Genomic DNA, 17,316 nt, shown 5'->3' with positions numbered 1-17,316 from the left:
TATTATCCTAAATATTTTTTTAAACTTTCTTGTAGGCTATAATAATCCTTCTTGTAATCACCAAATCCTACCTTTTCAAGTTTATTAAAAATACTAAATGATTTTTCATATTCTCTTATATTAAAAAATAGTCTCGATAATAAATAATCTAAATGAAATCCATTCGAATTTAAGCTTCCATATTCTACAGCTGTATGTTCTTTTTTATATTCTATAATTTTTTCAATAAATTTCTTATAATTACATTGCATGACAATTAAATTTATAGTAATTTCCCAAAATAAAACATCTGATACATTTATTTCAAGAGATTTTAAATTTTTTAAAGTTTGGTTTGCCTTTTCTAGCATTCCTTGACTAAGGTAATACTCAATTAAATCACTTAAAGCTCTGACTTTATACTCTTTGAATTCCTCTAAATCCTTACTAAATTCTATTGTTTTAAGCAAATTTTCTTTGTAAGATTCATTATCAATAAATCCTTTTCCATCTCTACTGTATAAATAGAACCATCTAGGATTATCAGGCTCCTCTTCTATAATTGACTTAAGTAAGGTTATGTTTCTTTGTTGTTTATTTTTTTCTAAGATAACAGATTTCATATAACCATCATGATGTAAAATAACATTGTCAAATGCTATAAATTCGCATGGTCTTTTATTTTCGATATATTTAGGTTCTTCATGAATTTTTCCAAAATACTCAATTTTACCATTATTGGGAATAATCCTTCTGGCTGTTTGAATTACATGCTTTCCCTCGATATTTACAATGGCAGGACAACAAACGACATCGATATATAACATATTTATTTCCTTTAGATTTCTTTTTAAATTAGATATTGATCCTTTCTCTATAGTCTCGTCTGCATCAACAAAAAATATCCACTCTTTTTTGGAGATTGATATTCCAAAGTTTCTTATTTCAGAAAAACTTCCGCCCCATTTTTTCTCTAAAATTCTAATTTTTCTAAAATACTCTCGGTTTCTAATTATCTCTAATGTTTTATCATTTGAACCAGTATCAATAACAATTACTTCATCGTCAGAGCATATATCTGCCATTATTGCGTCTACACACCTTTTTATACATCTTTCTTCATTCTTGCTTAAAACAATAATAGAAATACCTATATCCTCAGTTATAAATTCTTTTATTTTTTCGACTTTTTCCCTTAGACCTTCAGAACATAGTTTAATATGTTCTGATATTTTATTTGTCATAACGATACTCCTTATCTTTTATTTCTAGGATACATTTTCCTTATATCTGTTCTCTTTAGCATATAATCTAGGTTGGTTTCATAATAATCTGCTAATCTCATCAATAAATAAACTGGAATATCTCGCTCTAGTCTTTCGTATTTAGAATATAAGGATTGATCGCAATATAAAAAAGCAGCTATTTCCTTTTGAGTCAACTTTTTCTCTTCTCTCAAGTCTTGTAGTCTTGCTTTTGCTATACTCATTTTTTTCGCCCCTTAAAGTATTCTCTTGGCATCGCCGAGCCAGACAAGGCAAGGATTTTTTTGTAGGGGAATTTTTCATATGTACCAGCACCACATTTTGAAATTCATATGTCAGAATACCGTTTATCAATCTAAAAATCCCCGATTTTTTTCATTAAATATCCCAGCAATCACGAGATAAGGGATTTATTTTCCTTCGATCAATTTTTAGTTAGACTAAAAAAATATTTTGCTAAGAACAACTCGACTCATTACACACACAGGATCCGCTCGTACTTAATTCTTTCATACTACTACTACTATGCTCGCGATCCCTACTCTAATCAAAGTCCACTGCCTCGCTTCTCAGCTCCCCATTTTTTATTCGTTCCTTGTTCCTTATAACTAATCCCATCAATGAGCACACCAAATGAGCTTAAAAACGTTTGTCTTCAGTTCCCCCTCTCAAACTGTTCTGAAGTTCTGAAAGACTTTTATTAATTAGTTATAAACAATATAATTAAGTTTTTGTTATATTATTCTATTTAGGACAATATGTCCTAAATAGAATAATAGTTTCTTTAAATTGCTATACTTGAAATGAATCTTTGTGGGTAGAATTATATTTTTTTGAATCAATCAATTTAAAAGGAGAGGGTAAAAATGTCACAATTAAAAACAATTCTATCTGAAAAAGAAATTCAAGAGTATTCAGTAGAGGGCAAGGGATTCACTACAGCCGAATGTTTATATTATATTGCACTTTGTTCCTCAGGATATGATAGTGGGACATGTGGCTGGATTCTTCAGCAGTGTTCAAGGTAATCCCTGTAAGCCGTAAATAAGTTTAATTAACCGTAAAAAATTCTACTCGCAGAGTATCGCCGCTCACTTCCGTTGACGAAAGATGAGCGGTGATTTCTGTTTATATTCATAAGCCAATCGAAGTCGGTAGCGTAGAGTAAGGGGCCTGGATTACCAGCCCTCTCCCCACCAAACCGTACGGTTTTACCATATACGTCTTCAAACGTTTTTCGCCTTGATCGTACCTTCAGGGGATGTGCACCTTGGCGATAGCTGTGGAGACTTTAACGTGCAACTGGCAGATGAATATACTCCTATCAGCTCGACGTCACGGTGGACAATGGCTCTCATGAGCATTAACGATGTATTGAGCATTTATCATTATTTTTCAGTAATTAAAAAAATGCGACTATATCTCAACATTTTCCGCTAACCCTGTCCACTGTCTAACGACTGCAAACCCTCCGGACATTGACCAGAATCACGATCCCCTTACGAGCTTATCCGAAACATTGCCTGTAATCGGAGCTAATATTACTACCTACTTGCCACCAGTCATTTTTTTTCTTAATCATATTTGCACCGTTTGAATATTTACCGTTGTCTGAATCAAAACAAGGCACAAATAAAAATCCAACAAAAAAAGAGCCAAGAAAAGAAGCCTATCAATATAGGAATAGGACTTCTTCCCTTGACTCATGCCCATTGCTGTCCAACGGTAACACGTCATTTAGGATCGGTTTGCGGTTATGTGCATATCTTAATCCATAATCTGGAACTCGACAAAGAGAAAAATGAAAGCGTTTCACAGCATGTGAGCTTTGGGCTTATCGGTGGCCGTCGGGCCGAACCTTGCGTGTCGGGATGGCCTGCAGAGGATCATCGGGCCAATAGTGTTTGGGATACCGGCCTTTCAAATCCTTTTTAACTTCAAAGTAGGTAGTCTCCCAAAAACTGCGGAGGTCGGAAGTGATTTGCACCGGTCTGCCCGCCGGGGACAACAGATGCAACGTCAGCGGAACCCGCCCGTATCCGATGCGCGGCGTCTCCATGAAGCCAAACACTTCCTGCAAGCGGACCGCAGCAAATGGCGCCTGCGGATTTTCGTAATGAATCTGGATTTTCGAACCGCTGGGCACCGGTAAATGCGTAGGAGCTTCGGCGTTTAATTCCTGCCGTTGTTCCCATGTAAGCCGGTTTTCCAGGATGTTGTAGAGCGAGATGGCCTGCAAATCCGCACGTTTACGAACGCTGGATACATAGGGAGCAAGCCATTCCTCCGCCGTAGCGGCCAGTTCGTCATCCGATACGTCCGGCCAGCGGTCGTCTATGCAGTGCAAAAAGGCGAGCCGCTCCTGCAGTTTCCGCGCTTTGTCATTCCAGGGCAAAATGCTTACGCCCTTCTCCGCCACTGCCGTGAGCAGCGCCCCGGCCAACTGCTCGGGCTTTGGCTCGGGATCGGGCCGCTGCGCAAGTACGATCGCTCCGAACTTTTGGCGGATTCTAGCGCGGACCGTACCGGAAGCGTCATCCCAGGTTGCGGTTTGCTCCTCCTGAATCTCTTCCCGGTAATATTGGCGCAGATCCTCCTCCTCCAAGGGGGCAGCCAACAGAATTCGCCCTTCCGCCCCCTCGTCGTCCACATCGGCGATGGCCAGAAAAGCCGCCGCCCCGAGGGACTCTTTTACCGGCAAAACCGCCCCGCGCCCGCTTCGCAGCAAATACCGTCCGTCCGGGCGTCGTATGGCGATCCGGTCCGGATAAGCGAAAGAGACCAGCAGGCCGCAATACCGGTCCGGCTGCTGCGGGCCAAGCTCGGCGCGAGGTTGGGCCGGAGGAGCTTGAGCAGGCCGCGTTTGGGGCGGCAGTGGCCCGGGAGCCGGCGTCTGGGCTGCCGGCGGCGCGGCCAAGCCTGCAGCGGCAGCGTCGTTGGCCGGCTGATCCAGCTCCAGCAGCCGCGCCTTCCATTGGCGGCCGAGCTGCAGGATGCGCTGCAGGGCGGCCGGGTCCGCCTCCTGCGCCGAGCCGGTGCCGCGCGCTCCCTTGGCCGCGTTCAGCACTAGCGTGAGGCGGTGGCGCAGGTCGCCGTCCCGGCCGGCCGCGCCTTTCAGCAGGTCGCGCTCTTCGAGCAGCGCGGCCAAGGCGCAGGCCGGCTCGGCCAGGCCAAGCTCGCGCGCCCGCAGCAGCATATGCGCCAGCCGCGGGTGCAGCCCGAGCGCGGCCATTTGCCGGCCGTGCCCGGTGATGCGGCCGGCCGCATCCAGCGCGCCGAGCTGCTGCAGGAGCAGGCCGGCGCTGGCGTAAGGCGCGGCCGGCGGCGCGTCGAGCCAGGCCAGCTCGTCCGGCGAGCCGGCGCCCCACGCCGCCAGCTCCAGCGCGAGCGGCGCCAGGTCCGCCTCGAGCATCTCCGGCGGCGTGCGCGCGGGCAGCGCGCGGTCTTCCGCCTCGCTCCAGAGGCGGTAGCATATGCCGGGCGCGGTTCGCCCGGCGCGGCCCCGCCGCTGGTCGGCGGAATCGCGGGCGGCCCGGACCGTCACCAGGCGGTTCATCCCGGTCCGCGGGGAGAACAAGCTGGTGCGCCGGAGGCCGCTGTCGATGACGACCGTCACGCCGTCCACGGTTAAGCTCGACTCGGCGATCGACGTGGCCAGCACCACCTTGCGCTGTCCCGCCGGCGCCGGCTCGATCGCCCGCCGCTGCGCCTCCTGCGGCAGCGCCCCGTATAGCGGCGTGAGCAGCACGCCCGCGGGCAGCAGCGATCCCGCAAGCAGCGACTCAACACGGCGGATCTCCCGGGCGCCGGGCAAAAACACGAGCAGGCTGCCCTCATGCGCCGCCAAAGCGCGGCGCACCGCCCGCTCCACCACGGTTTCAAGCGGCTCTTTCGCTGCCGGCGCCTGCGGCAGGTAAACCGTCTCCACCGGATACATGCGGCCGCGGCTTTGAACAACCAGCGCATCCCCCAACAGCCGGGCGACCGGTTCCGCGTCCAGCGTCGCCGACATGATCAACAGCCGCAAATCGTCACGCAGCAGTTCGCGGCTCTGCAGCGCCAGCGCCAGCCCCAGATCGGCGTGCAGGCTGCGCTCGTGAAATTCGTCAAAAACGATGAGCCCCGTCCCCAGCAGCGCCGGGTCCTGCTGCAGCAGCCGGGTCAATATCCCTTCCGTCACAACGGTAATCCGCGTTTTTCGCGACACGCGGCTCTCCCCGCGCATCCGGTAGCCCACCGTTTCGCCGGCCCGTTCGCCGAGCTGCGCGGCCATATATACGGCGGCGGAACGGGCCGCAAGACGGCGCGGTTCCAGCAAAATAATGTTTTGGCCTTCCATCCACGGCTCGCTTAACAAAGCCAGCGGCGCGCGCGTCGTTTTCCCCGCTCCGGGCTCGGCCAGCAGGACGGCGGCACCTGCGGTGCGCAGGCTGTCTTTTAATGCGGGAATCGCTTCATCTATAGGCATCGGTCTAGGTTCAGGCAGCTTCGTCATCGTTCTCTCCTTAAGTCACTATTCGTATCGATTTTACCACATTCCCCTTAGGTGTGATCAAAACCGCCTTTTTTGAACAACCTTAATAGAGCAATATCAGAGCGACATCTTTGATGCCGATATTCTGCCTTTTGAGGGTTCAAAGGAGTTTTCGAAAAGGATGAGTGTGTACGGAACCGATCTGATCAAACTTGCCGTCATCTTTGGACTGATTGCGGTCACCGCTTTGTTCGTGGTTGCCGAATCTTCGCTGCGCGCGCTTCGCCCGGGGCGGGTAGATGCGCTGCTGCGAGAGGGCCGTAAAAACGCTGACACTTTAAAAAAACTGGCCGATCGCGCGGATCAGGCGCTGTCGTCCTGCCAGCTCGCCATCACGGCGATCTCCTTAACGCTCGGCTGGCTGGGACAACCGGCCGTTCGCCGGCTGCTGCGGCCGCTGTTTTTTTATCTCGGCTTGTCCGAACCGGTGGAATCGTTTTTTTCCTTTCTGATCGCTTTTATTTTCATCACGTATTTGCATGTTGTGCTTGGCGGATTGGTGCCGCAGGTGCTTGCCGCCCAAAGAGGGGAATCGTTCGCACTGGCCGCATCCCGGCCGCTTCTATGGTTCGCTACGCTGCTTTATCCTTTTATTTGGCTGCTTAACCGGTCTTCCCGCTGGATCGTTTCACTGCTTGGCCTCAAACCGCCCGCGGAATGGAACGAAGCGCACAGTGTGGAAGAATTGCGGGCCCTGCTCAGCCAAAGTCTGGAAAGCGGGCAAATCAACACAAACGAATACAGCTTCGTGAGCCGGATCTTCGCGTTCGACGATAAGCTCGCCAAGGACATCATGGTGCCGCGGACCGACATGGTTTGCCTGCACGCAGGCAGATCGCTGGAGGAAAACCTGCAGATCATCAAGGAAGAGCAGTATACCCGCTACCCCGTGATCCGGGAAAATAAGGACGACATTGTCGGAATGATCAACACGAAGACGCTGTTTTTGTCCGATGAGGAAACGTTTCGAGTGTCGCTGGACTCGCTCGTTCGGCCTGTTATGACCGTATCTGAAAACATCTCTCTGCCCAAGCTGCTGAAAAAAATGCAGAAGGAGCGCTCCCACATCGCGATTTTGATCGACGAATACGGCGGTACGTCCGGGATGGTGACGATCGAGGACATTTTGGAGGAAATCGTCGGCGACATCCGCGACGAATTCGATGCCGAGGAGGAGCAGGAAATTACCGAAGTTGCGGCGAATCATCTCATTGTGGACGGCAAAGTGTCCATCTCGCTGATTAACGACCTGCTGCTGACCGATCTGGAGGAAGAGGAAACCGATACGATCGGCGGATGGGTTTACGGGCAAAACATGGACATCGAGGAAGGCACGCAGCTTATGTACGGCGATTTCCGCTTTACGGTGCTGGAGCGGGAAGAAAGCCGCATCCGGAAAATCGAAATCGAAAAAATCGATATGCCCGAGCTTCCGGAAGCAGAACTACAGGAACCGCTGTAAAGGCCGAACTGTTCAATAAATGTTTCTACCCATGAAAATATTCTATGAAATTAGAAAAGATCTTTTTTCGCAAATTAGCGGCTGCTACAACCGTTAAACTTCCGCTGAACGCAATCCCCGTTCGAAAACCAGCGCTTTTACTGCTTGTACAACATCTTAAGGGAAGTGATCACCATGAGACGCGGGCGTTTTGCGCCGACGCCTTCCGGCGACATGCATCTGGGCAACGCCAAAATTGCGCTTTTGTCCTGGCTGCAGATGCGGGCGGCGGGCGGCGCTTTTGTGCTGCGGATCGAAGATATCGACATCCAGCGCTCAAAACCGGAAATCACCGAGCGGATTATCGCCGATCTCCAATGGCTTGGCTTGGATTGGGATGAGGGGCCTGGCGCGGACGGCCCGTGCGGCCCGTATTGGCAAAGCCGCAGGACGGCGATATATGAAGAGGCTTTGGCCAAGCTGGAACAAGACGGCCGCCTGTACCCGTGTTATTGCAGCCGCGCGGAGCTGCTGGCCGTGGCCGGAGCGCCGCACGGGTTAAGCTCGGAAGGCGCACCGTACCCCGGAACGTGCCGCCATTTAACCGCGGCGGAACGCCGGACCAAAGCGCAGGCGAAATCGCCTTCGCTTCGTTTCGCGCTGGGCGGCGAATGCGCCGCCTTCATGGACGGCATCGCCGGGCCGCAGCCGTTCCCGCCGGGCAGCGGCGGCGACTTCGTGGTGCGGCGGGCGGACGGGCTGTTCTCGTACCAGCTCGCCGTCACCGTCGACGATGCCCTGATGGGCATCACCGACGTGCTGCGCGGCGACGACTTGCTGGACTCCACGCCCCGCCAGCTCCATTTGTACGCCGCGCTCGGATGGACGCCGCCCGCCTTTGCCCACGCCCCGCTTATCCTTGGCGAGGACGGGCGGCGGCTGGCCAAGCGGCACGGCGACCTCGGCATCGGCGCGCTGCGCCAAGCGGGTACGCGGCCGGAGACCGTCATCGGCTGGCTGGCGTTCATCAGCGGCCTGGCCGATCGGCCGGAGCCGGCCGCCGCGGGCGATTTGATCAGCGAGTTCCATTTGGACAAAATCGCCCGCGAGCCGTTTATTCTAACGGAAGCGATGGTGCGCCAGCTGCTGCCGTAACCGCTGCCTTGAAGCGAAGCGGGACCCGGGCGCCCCCGGCTGGTCTCTAGCCTCCAGCCAAAGCGCTTGCCTACTCCAGCTTCCGGCGGATCGCGTCTTCATACTGGCGGAACGCCGGACTATGAGTTAGCCCACGCTGTTCCGCCAGCATATTAAGCCGCAACTGCTGCTCCGACAGCTTCTTCTTCAGCTCCCGCTTCTCCTCCTCGTCCTGACAGGCCGCGATCAAATCGGTCAACCGCAGATATTCGCCGTGCAGGTTCAATTCCTCCGGAACGCAACCGGCGTTTTTCAACAATTTGTACGCCATCCGCAGCTCTTCCGGGACGGACGATAAATCCTCAATTTGGAGCGGCCGCCCATTCCCGGGCAAATCATCGAATTCCCCGCGCTTCATCGCTTCGGTTATTTTTTGCTCAGCGAGCCAAGACAGCATTTCATCTCCCCCTTCACGCATAATTGCTTCAGCCACTCTATCGCCGCAAAATTCTGCAATACCCAAATAGTTGCCAGTACTTAAAAGTTGATTACCCTAAATGCCGGTTTTACTTGCGATTATACAATGGTTCGGCCCCGCTGAAAACACGCCCCGTCACCCACCATCCCCACCACCTTCATTCAGAGTAATGAGCCCCTCCTTTCCTGGCTGCTGGGGTTCATTGGATATTTCCGGAAGCGAGCGCCTGAAGCGTCCAAATTAAATTCCGGCTACAGCAGCGATTCCGCACCGTCGATGACGATTTGGGCGCCGGTGATGTGGAGCGCTTCGTCGGAGGCCAAAAAAGCGACCAGGTCGGCAACGTTCTCCGGCTGCCCCGGCCCATCGGATAACGGCTGCGAGCCTTCCGGATATTTGACCGGGATGACGATCTCCTGCAGGTCCTTGCTTTTTTTCGTGGAGGCGTCGATATTCGTGGCAATTGCTCCCGGACAAATCGCATTCACGCGGATTTTGAACTTGGCAAGCTCCAGGGCGAGCATTTTGGCAAAAGCGACCTGTCCTGCCTTGGTGGTGCTGTATGCCGACATCCCGAAGCCGGAGAAAGTATAGTTGCCGTTAATCGAACTCGTGATAATAATGCTGCCGCCGCCGCGCTGCTTCAAATACGGGACCGCATTTTTTACCGTCAAAAACGTGCCGGTCAAGTTGACGCTCAGCGTCTTTTCCCATTCCTCCAAGCTAAAATCCTCCACCGGGGCCAGCCTCCCGTTGATGCCGGCGTTTGCGAAGACGATATCGATCCCCCCAAAATGCCCGGCCGCCTCACGGACCGCCTTCTCCATACGCGCCGGATCGGCGACATCCACATCGAAGGCCTGGGCCGCCCCGGCGTAGAGGCCGTTGATTTCCTGCTCCGCCTTCTGAGTCCGTTCATCCAGCAGATCGAACAGCGCCACCTTTGCGCCTTCACCGGCCAGTTTGACGGCCGCCGCTTTACCGATCCCGGACCCGGCTCCAGTTACGATCGCCGTTTTTCCCTCGAAACGCCCGCGCGGGGTTGTTTGGTGTCCTGTCATCATCTGTCACACACTCCTATTAGAGGTAGTTCGAAAAGTCATTTTTCTGCCTCTTTCCAGATTGCCCATCTAGGGGTGTCATTTAGTCACGATATTTTTTAAGAATCAGCTTGAGGATAGGGAAGTGCGGTGGCCGGCAGATAAACAATCGCTGTTCGCAGACTTTGCACGATTATCCCGTTTGATCAGAGTAGCAGAGAAACAGACAAGCTCGGGAGAAGAAAATATTTGGTGGAGAAGCAGATAGGTTCGAGATAATTTAGACGGGCTTAGGAGAAGGAATCAGTTTAGGGAGGTGAAACAGACCGGACAAGAGATCAAGGACAAGACGCGAGGAAACGAAAAGACCGTGATTTTGCTGTAGCCTGAACCCTTCCATTTGCAGCAACGCCCGGACTGTTCATGCTAACCCCTACCCATTAAGTTGATTTGCGTTAAACTCCCCAGCCGTTCCAGCGTCTCGATCAGGCCGCAGCCACAAGGGGCTGGTTCGGTTGGCGCGCGATTAGCCGGCGGTAAGGGATCGCCGGAATCGCCACACACATGCGCAGCAACTTCTGCCGCATCGTTTCTTCCGCTCCGGGCCGGCGCAGCGAGCGGCGTACGGTGTACTCGTTTAGGTACGCCTGCAGATGCTTCAGTCCCAAGGCTATATACGTACTCTTCAGCGATTCCCACGCCTCTCTCACCACTTTCCGCAAGGGCGCATACAGCCGAAAGGCTAGGGGGAACGACTCTACCGCCGATGTACGGACATCTACATGCCCGTTGATGAACGCGGCGAGTTCGTGACGGTTTGCCCTTTTCCCGTCTCCTCTCTTATGCGGCACCAGGCGGATTTTGACCTGCTCCGGCTCGCCCGATTCCGTGACCGTGCATCCCGCTACGACCGCCGAGGCATACGGATGCGGAAACTGACACCGGGACGGATTACGCCCATACAGATCGCTGTTCACCTTCACGTCTCCGCAGAGCAGTTCCCGGGCATCGAACTCCCCGGCGGCATGGCGTATTTTGTGCAGCATCAACCAGGCGGTTTTGTAGGTGACCTCGATCACCTGGCTCAGTCGCCTCGCCGAGATGCCGTCCGGGAGCAGGAACAACTCTAAGGCCTCGAACCACTTGAGCAGGGGCAGATGTGTTCCTTCGAAAATCGTGCCGACCAAAGGCGACGTTTGATGCTTGCACTTTCCGCACTCGAACAAGAGGATATGCCGGGAAGTCAGACGACTGCACCGGGTGTGAGCGCAGCGCGGGCAGACGAAGCCGCTTCGCCACTTCATCGCGATCAGCGCCTCCATGCAGGCCTGCTCGCTGTTATAACGGCTGCTGAATGGTTGAAGTTCCGTTCCCACAATGACCCCCATGTTCGCTCGCCCCCGAATCAAGAATTTGCGCACATACGTTCGTTTTGTTCCATTATACCAAACATACGTTCTCTTAACAAGCCGAAAATCTCACCTGAACCGCCTCATTTTTTCCTTATCTCTTTTTTTTGGAACCCTTGCTCTAGCCCCCCACCTGCTCCCTTAACGAAAGGGATAATCGTGCAAGGGCAAGCAGCAGTCAAGGTCACCAAGACACGAACCCTTTAGACAGCCCCTCACCTGGCGTCGATTTGTGACACTTCTCGAAACAGGACGGTGCAAAAGGTAAATGCGCTGGTTGCCTTACATCAGTTGCTTGGCTACATCAAGGCTTGCCTGCCGATTTTTTGCTGCGAAAGTTAAGTTTATAAGTTCTCAGCGGAGCTGAGCAATTCTATAATCGTGGGGAAAACTTCCGCTAAACGCGGTCTGTCTTCTTTGAAAGTACGTCGAAAGACGTTTTTTTACAAGTCCCGTTTTGCAAAAATCAGGCACGATATCTTGAAGGAAACGAAAACGGCAAGCGCCGCCGCGCAGACACCCATCAAGACGGAAGCATACGGGTGCTCCCCGAACCGCGCGATCAGCGCCATAGCACGCTCGCTCCCCAATATGTTGTATACGGCGAAGCTGCCTCCAAAAAAGAAGATCATCATGGCGATGTTCAAAAACTGGGCCCCTTTCGGACCAAGCCAAAAATAAAGCGGAATATAAACGGACATGACCAGAATCTGCACCGAAAACACGCCGAGTAAATATGCGGGCTCCCAGTTAACGGGAACTCCCTGCAGCGCCGCGGCTCCTCCATCCAGCAAAAGACACAAGAGGAATGCCGCCAACATGAAAAAAAACGCGGAGGCATATTTCGATAAAACGAGCAGGCTGCGGCGCACCGGCAAGTTGACGAGAAACTGCTGAACCGGTAACTGCATGTCAGCGCTAAGCGTCAAGATCAACACCATCCCCGGCAGCATCCCGTACAAAAACGAGTTGTTCGTCTGAACGAATCCGGAGAACACGATGGCATACACCGCCAATACCCCGATATAACGCTTCATCAACAATAGATCTTTGTGCAACAAATGAACGATGTTAGACACTCGCTTTCTCTCCCTTCACCGTAAAATACATGATTTCTTCCAGCGTCGGCCGATCGTACAGCACCTCGCCGCCGAACAGCTCGCGGGCTTGCTTACGGTCCGGCGCCAGGCCTTCGAAGCCAACCCCCGTCTCCCGCACGCCGATCAGGACGCGGCGCACATCGGCATCCAGCAAATCGCGGCCGCCTTTGACGAGCACATACCGATCGAGCACATCATCCTTCGTGTCGGAAAATACGAGGCTCCCGCGATTCAAAAAGGTCACATAGTCCGCCACCCGGTCGAGATCGGCCGTTAAATGCGTAGAGAACAAAACCGTGTTCTCCTCGTCGGTGATATACTCCGCAAGCAGGTCCAGCAGTTCACGCCGGAAAACGGGGTCGAGCCCTGCCGTCGGTTCGTCCATAATGAGCAGGGACGGATGATGCGACAAAGCGAGCGCGATTGCGTATTTCATTTTCATCCCCTTGGAGCAATCCTTGATCTTCTTGCGTTTGGGCAGTTCGAACCGGTCCATATACTGGTCGAAAACCGCCTCGTCCCAGCGGGGGTAAAACGGGGCAACGATCCGCTTCATTTGCTCCATCGTCAAATAATCATAAAAGATATTTTCGTCCGAAATAAAACCGATATGCTGCTTATAGCCAGCATGTTCCGAACCCGCCTTTTCTCCGAGCACCGAAATTTCGCCCCGCTCCGTCAGCACCATGCCCATAATCGCTTTGATTACTGTGCTTTTTCCGGCTCCGTTGGGGCCGATCAGTCCGGTAATGTATCCTTTCGGCACCCCAAAGCTCACGTCCGATAACGCAAAGCTTCCGTACCGCTTCGAAAATCCTTCAACCTGAATCGCGTTCATTTCTTTGGTCCTCCTTCACTGTCCAAAAGCTTGATCCATTCGATCAGTTCCTCCATGCCCACCGGAATGCTGCGGCATTCCTCCAGAACCTCCCGCAGCTTGTCCTCAAGCGCTCTCAGCCGCTGTTCGCGGATAAATTCCTGATTGCCGCCGGAAACGAAGGAACCTTTCCCCACCACGGAATCGATAAGGCCCTCCTGCTCCAGCTCGTTATAAGCCCTTTTCGTCGTAATGACGCTGATTTGCAAATCTTTAGCCAACTGGCGAATGGAAGGCAGCGCCGTGCCTGGGGGAAGCTTCCCTTGCAGGATGCTTTCCCGGATTTGCCGGACGATTTGCAAGTATATCGGCTCACCCGAGGAGTGGGATAGCAAAATATCCATCATTCATCTTTCCTTTGTTGTATACTTTGTCAACAATGTATATATACAATATATACACTTATACATAAAAAATCAACCCTGCACGTTCCAAAACAACAAAAAGAGGCCATCCGGGTTTTCCCGTTTGACCTCATTTTATGAAGCCGCCTTGCCAAGACGGTCCGCTATTTACAGTATTCGAATCACCGTGATTCCGCCAGGGACTCCACTCGGGTTTCCGCACGGGCTTCCGGCGGCTGCCGAAACCACATGTGCAGCATGTCCTGAAATTGGTCGCGCGGGGTCGGCGTGGCGATCAACCAGTCTTCTTCAGGTTTGGCGCTGAACCGGATCAGCCAGTTAATATGATCATTGTTCAGAAAATGTACGGTTTGCAGGTCCCAACAGTCCCCCGATTTGGCGTAAAAACGCATTTCTCCCTGCGCCGCGGGAGCTTTCAGGCAGCGGGCGAGCGCAATGCTTCCTTCCTCGTCATTCGTCAGCGCGGTAATCGTCTGGGTCAACTTCTCCAGGTCCAGCCTCTCCAATTGGCCGATGATCTCTCCAAACCGGCTTCTGGACATCATTAAAGCGGGGAGCTCAACAAGCGGCGTGTGCGAATTCCATTTCATCTTCAAAGTCAGGTCCTCGCACCATTGCTGCATGCCGCCGGCGCTTTCCAACAGCAAACGCGGCGATTCCTCGTGAAGCTTCTCTACTTTAACCATTTGTTTTCCGGCCATATATAAATATTGTTCATATGACTTCGTCCCGGCCCGAAAATTTAGCCAGCAGGCTTTGCCCGCCAGAAACGCAGCAGTCAGACAGGTCGATACGTGCAGGGGCAAGCTTGGCAAATTGTCGCTTGGCGGCGTGGAGTTATCGTTTTTACGCAGCCCTCTATGCAAATATTTAAAAAAAGGATGGTCCGCTTCAAACAGATCTCCTGGTCCTAAAGTCTTCGTCAAGTGAAACCAGGAGTATGCATCCAGCTTCACCGTGCCTTTCCGCACGGCACTTGAGACCAACATCTGTCCACCTCCTCATTTGGGATCAAAGCTTCATTTTCGTTCCTTTGGTGTAATCATAACACTTATTATTTTTGCAGTGCTCGGAAATTTTTCCCATTCTATTACAATATACCCATAAAAATAGGGCATGAAGCATATTTTTTAAGAGATATGAAACTTTTTTAATCCTGAAAGCGTATTTAAGATAAATGCAAAAAAGAGAGACTTCAGTCCCTCTCCCGTGATTTTTGTCATCAAACATTAATCGAATTATAATGTTTTCTTAATGTTTTTTTAAGTTTCTTACTTTAATATTGTACTATGAAACCACTGTATTGAGGTGATTACGATGAGAATTCTCATTAACTTCCAAAACAATCTCGTTCCCGTTTACTTTAACGTCGACAGCAAGCAGCCTGTACAGCGTACATTAAAGCTGCTGACCAGCGCGCTCGAGTACAAATTTTATAACGGCAAACAGGCCTTGAAAAAATGCTTGAGCTCGCTGATCAGCATCGAAATCGAAGGTTCCGAAGCGATCCTTCACAGCAAAAGCGAATTTGACACGCTTGCGCTTTCCCTCTACTAATCTAGCAGAAGCCGATACGGAAGAGGCTCCTCCTTGTTAGCTCATTACGCTAACGGGAGGAGCCTCTTTACTATATTAACCGGACCTGCCGGCTGCTGAATCGTGTCTTTTGTCGGCATGCCTGCTTTGGAGCAGCGGCTTCAGGCGTAGCACCACTGCGGTTATCGCCAGCAGCGCGCCATTCATCACAAAGACGAGCGGAATGGAAATCCAGCCGCCAAGGGCGCCCCCTGCGATCGGGCCGACCATATTGCCAAGCTGGCTGGCCGATTGGTTCAGGCTGAAGGCCCGGCCGCGGAACTCCGGCTTCGTGACCTCGACGATCAGCGCGTTCAAAGCCGGGAACACGGCGGCAAAAAACAAGCCGTACACGAAACGTAGCGCACCGAACCCAACCTGATTGTGGAAAAGAACCTGCAGAATATTGCCCAGGCCGCCGCCGATCAGACCGATCATCAACGTATTCTTGTAGCCGATGCGGCCGCCGATTTTGCCCCAAATCGGCGCGGCGATCACGGTCGCGATGCCCACCGCCGAGAAGATAATGCCCGAACTGAAGGAGGCGTCGGACGCCGAGGCGCCAAGATCGAGCACATAAAGCGAAAGCAGCGGCTCCAGCACCATGACTGAAGCCGTGACGAGCATCACGACGAGCAGATGGCCCATAAACGGACGGTTCGCCGAAGCTTCCTTTAAGTCGTCTAGCACATGGGAACGTTCGCGGTTGCGGTCAAAGTTTTCTTCCTTCACAAAAATCAAAGCGATCAATGCGGAAAACAACACCACCCCTCCCGCAACCAGAAAGCATTCGCGGTAACCGATAAACTTGGTGAGCGAGCCTCCGACGAGCGGTCCGATAATACCTCCCGCCGCCCCCGCCGTCGACATGATTCCCAGCGAGTAACCCACCTGCTTCTCCGGCGTATTCGTGGCCACCAGCGCGATCGCCGACGGCACGTAACCGGCCAATAGTCCGGATAAAATACGCACCGCAATGAGCTGATACGGATCCTGAACCAATGAGTTAAGTATATATACGGCGCATAAGGAAAACCCCGAGCGCAGCAGCATCGGCTTACGTCCGTATTTGTCCGACAGCGAACCCCAATAAGGGGATATCAACGCTCCGGCCAAAAACGTAATGCCGAACGCAAAGCCCGACCAAAGGGTCAAATTCTTCGTCACTCCGAGATCATGCGCGATAAACAATGACATGAACGGAATGACCATGGAATAAGCCGTGCTGCAAAAAAACACCCCGATCCACAGCACGTACAGATTTCTTTTCCAGGGGAACTTCATCTTCCCACCCCCAGCGTTGTCACCTCGATACCCTGGAACTAACCCGTCCTTCTTATTGTAGCACGATTTAACGCAAAGCGTTTTGAAGGATAGAGAAATTATCCCGGGGCGGGCGTTATATTTGGACTAAGCCATAAAAGGCAAACAAGGGTTGGCCTGGCGTGGGATGGGATGGGCGGATACGGAGCTTTTAAGCTGGCCTTGCGAAAACCCGAGATGTTTGCAGCGGCGGCCAGCTTATCCGGGGCTTTGGACATCAATGCAAGATTTCGTTTGAATAACGCAAACTTCGCGGTAAGCCGGTCCCCCGGCTGTACCAGTGCTGCGGGACGGAAGATTTTCTGTACGCGGATAACCGGACCTTCCGCGAAGCCTGTGTCCGGCTGGGGATCCCCCTGACCTACGAGGAAGGCCCCGGCGAACATGAGTGGGGCTACTGGGACGCCAAGATCCTAGACGTGCTGAAATGGCTGCCGCTGCAAGCCCCGTCATTTTAATATTGGGTTACCACAAGCGTTGCATTAAATCTGATCTGACAAGATACATTTTCTAGCCACACAACTATTCTAACGGTTGCCACAAGCGCTATTTGTTCCATGAACGTTGATTTCAAATTGTAATGGATGGCTAACTGACTTTGTCAGCGTTTACGACACCCTTCCTGGATATCGTCGAAATGCAAAAGTGCAGGCGGTTTTTGTCGAAACTCCTCTAAATCGGTGGTTCAAAGGTAAAAGTGCATTTCATTTTCACCGTTTTGAGCAAAATTTCTCCCAAGCTCCATTTTCATATGCACTTTTGCATCTCATCGCTCAAATAGCCCGGATTCGCCCCT

General features: G+C 52.1%; 15 protein-coding genes and 1 pseudogene. 5 read left to right on the top strand and 11 right to left on the bottom strand.

Annotation, left to right across the window (positions count from 1 at the left end; translation table 11 throughout):
* Nucleotides 1-2: 2 nt before the first annotated feature.
* The gene (locus tag EHV15_RS23030) at nt 3-1,223 is read right to left on the bottom strand and encodes a glycosyltransferase (RefSeq protein ID WP_128633280.1); all 1,221 of its coding nucleotides are present in this window, start codon (nt 1,221-1,223) and stop codon (nt 3-5) included.
* Nucleotides 1,224-1,234: 11 nt separating this feature from the next.
* Nucleotides 1,235-1,468 carry a helix-turn-helix domain-containing protein gene (locus tag EHV15_RS23025; RefSeq protein ID WP_128633279.1) on the bottom strand — a complete coding sequence of 78 codons (234 nt, stop codon included), beginning with the start codon at nt 1,466-1,468 and terminating at the stop codon, nt 1,235-1,237.
* A gap of 642 nt (nt 1,469-2,110) precedes the next feature.
* Here EHV15_RS23025 and gccF point away from each other — a divergent pair.
* On the top strand, nt 2,111-2,272 hold the full coding sequence (gccF, locus tag EHV15_RS38405) for a glycocin F family RiPP peptide (RefSeq protein WP_128633278.1): 162 nt from the start codon (nt 2,111-2,113) through the stop codon (nt 2,270-2,272).
* 806 nt (nt 2,273-3,078) lie between these two features.
* Here gccF and hrpB read toward each other — a convergent pair.
* Nucleotides 3,079-5,739, bottom strand: coding sequence for an ATP-dependent helicase HrpB (gene hrpB / locus EHV15_RS23015; RefSeq protein WP_128633277.1), 2,661 nt, complete (start codon nt 5,737-5,739; stop codon nt 3,079-3,081).
* 160 nt (nt 5,740-5,899) lie between these two features.
* Between hrpB and EHV15_RS23010 the strand changes: the two genes are divergently transcribed.
* Complete coding sequence (locus EHV15_RS23010) at nt 5,900-7,240, top strand: hemolysin family protein (RefSeq protein WP_128633276.1); 1,341 nt, start codon at nt 5,900-5,902, stop codon at nt 7,238-7,240.
* 174 nt (nt 7,241-7,414) lie between these two features.
* Nucleotides 7,415-8,374 (top strand): tRNA glutamyl-Q(34) synthetase GluQRS, encoded by a 960-nt coding sequence (gene gluQRS, locus EHV15_RS23005; protein WP_128633275.1) that lies wholly within the window; start codon nt 7,415-7,417, stop codon nt 8,372-8,374.
* A gap of 70 nt (nt 8,375-8,444) precedes the next feature.
* Here gluQRS and EHV15_RS23000 read toward each other — a convergent pair whose 3' ends face one another.
* The 7 genes from EHV15_RS23000 to EHV15_RS22970 form a co-directional block, all read right to left on the bottom strand.
* Complete coding sequence (locus EHV15_RS23000) at nt 8,445-8,810, bottom strand: DnaJ family domain-containing protein (protein WP_128633274.1); 366 nt, start codon at nt 8,808-8,810, stop codon at nt 8,445-8,447.
* A gap of 272 nt (nt 8,811-9,082) precedes the next feature.
* Complete coding sequence (locus EHV15_RS22995; RefSeq protein WP_128635487.1) at nt 9,083-9,892, bottom strand: SDR family oxidoreductase; 810 nt, start codon at nt 9,890-9,892, stop codon at nt 9,083-9,085.
* Nucleotides 9,893-10,356: 464 nt separating this feature from the next.
* Nucleotides 10,357-11,259 carry a transposase gene (locus EHV15_RS22990; protein WP_128633273.1) on the bottom strand — a complete coding sequence of 301 codons (903 nt, stop codon included), beginning with the start codon at nt 11,257-11,259 and terminating at the stop codon, nt 10,357-10,359.
* 464 nt (nt 11,260-11,723) lie between these two features.
* The gene (locus EHV15_RS22985) at nt 11,724-12,359 is read right to left on the bottom strand and encodes an ABC-2 transporter permease (protein WP_128633272.1); all 636 of its coding nucleotides are present in this window, start codon (nt 12,357-12,359) and stop codon (nt 11,724-11,726) included.
* Nucleotides 12,352-13,218, bottom strand: coding sequence for an ABC transporter ATP-binding protein (locus tag EHV15_RS22980; RefSeq protein WP_128633271.1), 867 nt, complete (start codon nt 13,216-13,218; stop codon nt 12,352-12,354). The genes EHV15_RS22985 and EHV15_RS22980 overlap by 8 nt, the downstream gene beginning before the upstream one ends.
* On the bottom strand, nt 13,215-13,601 hold the full coding sequence (locus tag EHV15_RS22975) for a GntR family transcriptional regulator (protein WP_128635486.1): 387 nt from the start codon (nt 13,599-13,601) through the stop codon (nt 13,215-13,217). The genes EHV15_RS22980 and EHV15_RS22975 overlap by 4 nt, the downstream gene beginning before the upstream one ends.
* Nucleotides 13,602-13,783: 182 nt before the next feature.
* Nucleotides 13,784-14,611, bottom strand: a complete 828-nt coding sequence (locus tag EHV15_RS22970; RefSeq protein WP_128633270.1) for a hypothetical protein — start codon at nt 14,609-14,611, stop codon at nt 13,784-13,786.
* A 328-nt stretch (nt 14,612-14,939) separates the two neighbouring features.
* On the opposite strand from EHV15_RS22970, the gene EHV15_RS22965 reads away from it, so the two are divergent.
* Nucleotides 14,940-15,179 carry a hypothetical protein gene (locus tag EHV15_RS22965; RefSeq protein WP_128633269.1) on the top strand — a complete coding sequence of 80 codons (240 nt, stop codon included), beginning with the start codon at nt 14,940-14,942 and terminating at the stop codon, nt 15,177-15,179.
* Between the two features lie 75 nt (nt 15,180-15,254).
* On the opposite strand, the gene EHV15_RS22960 is transcribed toward EHV15_RS22965, so the two are convergent.
* Nucleotides 15,255-16,481 (bottom strand): MFS transporter, encoded by a 1,227-nt coding sequence (locus EHV15_RS22960; RefSeq protein WP_128633268.1) that lies wholly within the window; start codon nt 16,479-16,481, stop codon nt 15,255-15,257.
* A gap of 165 nt (nt 16,482-16,646) precedes the next feature.
* On the opposite strand from EHV15_RS22960, the pseudogene EHV15_RS22955 reads away from it, so the two are divergent.
* Nucleotides 16,647-16,978, top strand: a pseudogene (locus tag EHV15_RS22955) (alpha/beta hydrolase-fold protein); the annotation flags it as partial.
* Nucleotides 16,979-17,316: the final 338 nt, after the last annotated feature.

The sequence above is a fragment of the Paenibacillus oralis genome (assembly GCF_003863965.1).
In the GTDB taxonomy this organism is placed as follows: domain Bacteria; phylum Bacillota; class Bacilli; order Paenibacillales; family Paenibacillaceae; genus Fontibacillus; species Fontibacillus oralis.
Note: the sequence above shows the minus strand (reverse complement) of the source record. Positions and strands in the feature narration are given on the sequence as shown.

Bases quoted from the DNA above. Each gene is read 5' to 3' on its own strand.
- EHV15_RS23030 (WP_128633280.1), bottom strand. From the start codon at position 1,223: ATGACAAATAAAATATCAGAACATATTAAACTATGTTCTGAAGGTCTA.
- EHV15_RS23025 (WP_128633279.1), bottom strand. From the start codon at position 1,468: ATGAGTATAGCAAAAGCAAGACTACAAGACTTGAGAGAAGAGAAAAAG.
- gccF (WP_128633278.1), top strand. From the start codon at position 2,111: ATGTCACAATTAAAAACAATTCTATCTGAAAAAGAAATTCAAGAGTAT.
- hrpB (WP_128633277.1), bottom strand. From the start codon at position 5,739: ATGACGAAGCTGCCTGAACCTAGACCGATGCCTATAGATGAAGCGATT.
- EHV15_RS23010 (WP_128633276.1), top strand. From the start codon at position 5,900: ATGAGTGTGTACGGAACCGATCTGATCAAACTTGCCGTCATCTTTGGA.
- gluQRS (WP_128633275.1), top strand. From the start codon at position 7,415: ATGAGACGCGGGCGTTTTGCGCCGACGCCTTCCGGCGACATGCATCTG.
- EHV15_RS23000 (WP_128633274.1), bottom strand. From the start codon at position 8,810: ATGCTGTCTTGGCTCGCTGAGCAAAAAATAACCGAAGCGATGAAGCGC.
- EHV15_RS22995 (WP_128635487.1), bottom strand. From the start codon at position 9,892: ATGACAGGACACCAAACAACCCCGCGCGGGCGTTTCGAGGGAAAAACG.
- EHV15_RS22990 (WP_128633273.1), bottom strand. From the start codon at position 11,259: ATGGGGGTCATTGTGGGAACGGAACTTCAACCATTCAGCAGCCGTTAT.
- EHV15_RS22980 (WP_128633271.1), bottom strand. From the start codon at position 13,218: ATGAACGCGATTCAGGTTGAAGGATTTTCGAAGCGGTACGGAAGCTTT.
- EHV15_RS22975 (WP_128635486.1), bottom strand. From the start codon at position 13,601: ATGGATATTTTGCTATCCCACTCCTCGGGTGAGCCGATATACTTGCAA.
- EHV15_RS22970 (WP_128633270.1), bottom strand. From the start codon at position 14,611: ATGTTGGTCTCAAGTGCCGTGCGGAAAGGCACGGTGAAGCTGGATGCA.
- EHV15_RS22965 (WP_128633269.1), top strand. From the start codon at position 14,940: ATGAGAATTCTCATTAACTTCCAAAACAATCTCGTTCCCGTTTACTTT.
- EHV15_RS22960 (WP_128633268.1), bottom strand. From the start codon at position 16,481: ATGAAGTTCCCCTGGAAAAGAAATCTGTACGTGCTGTGGATCGGGGTG.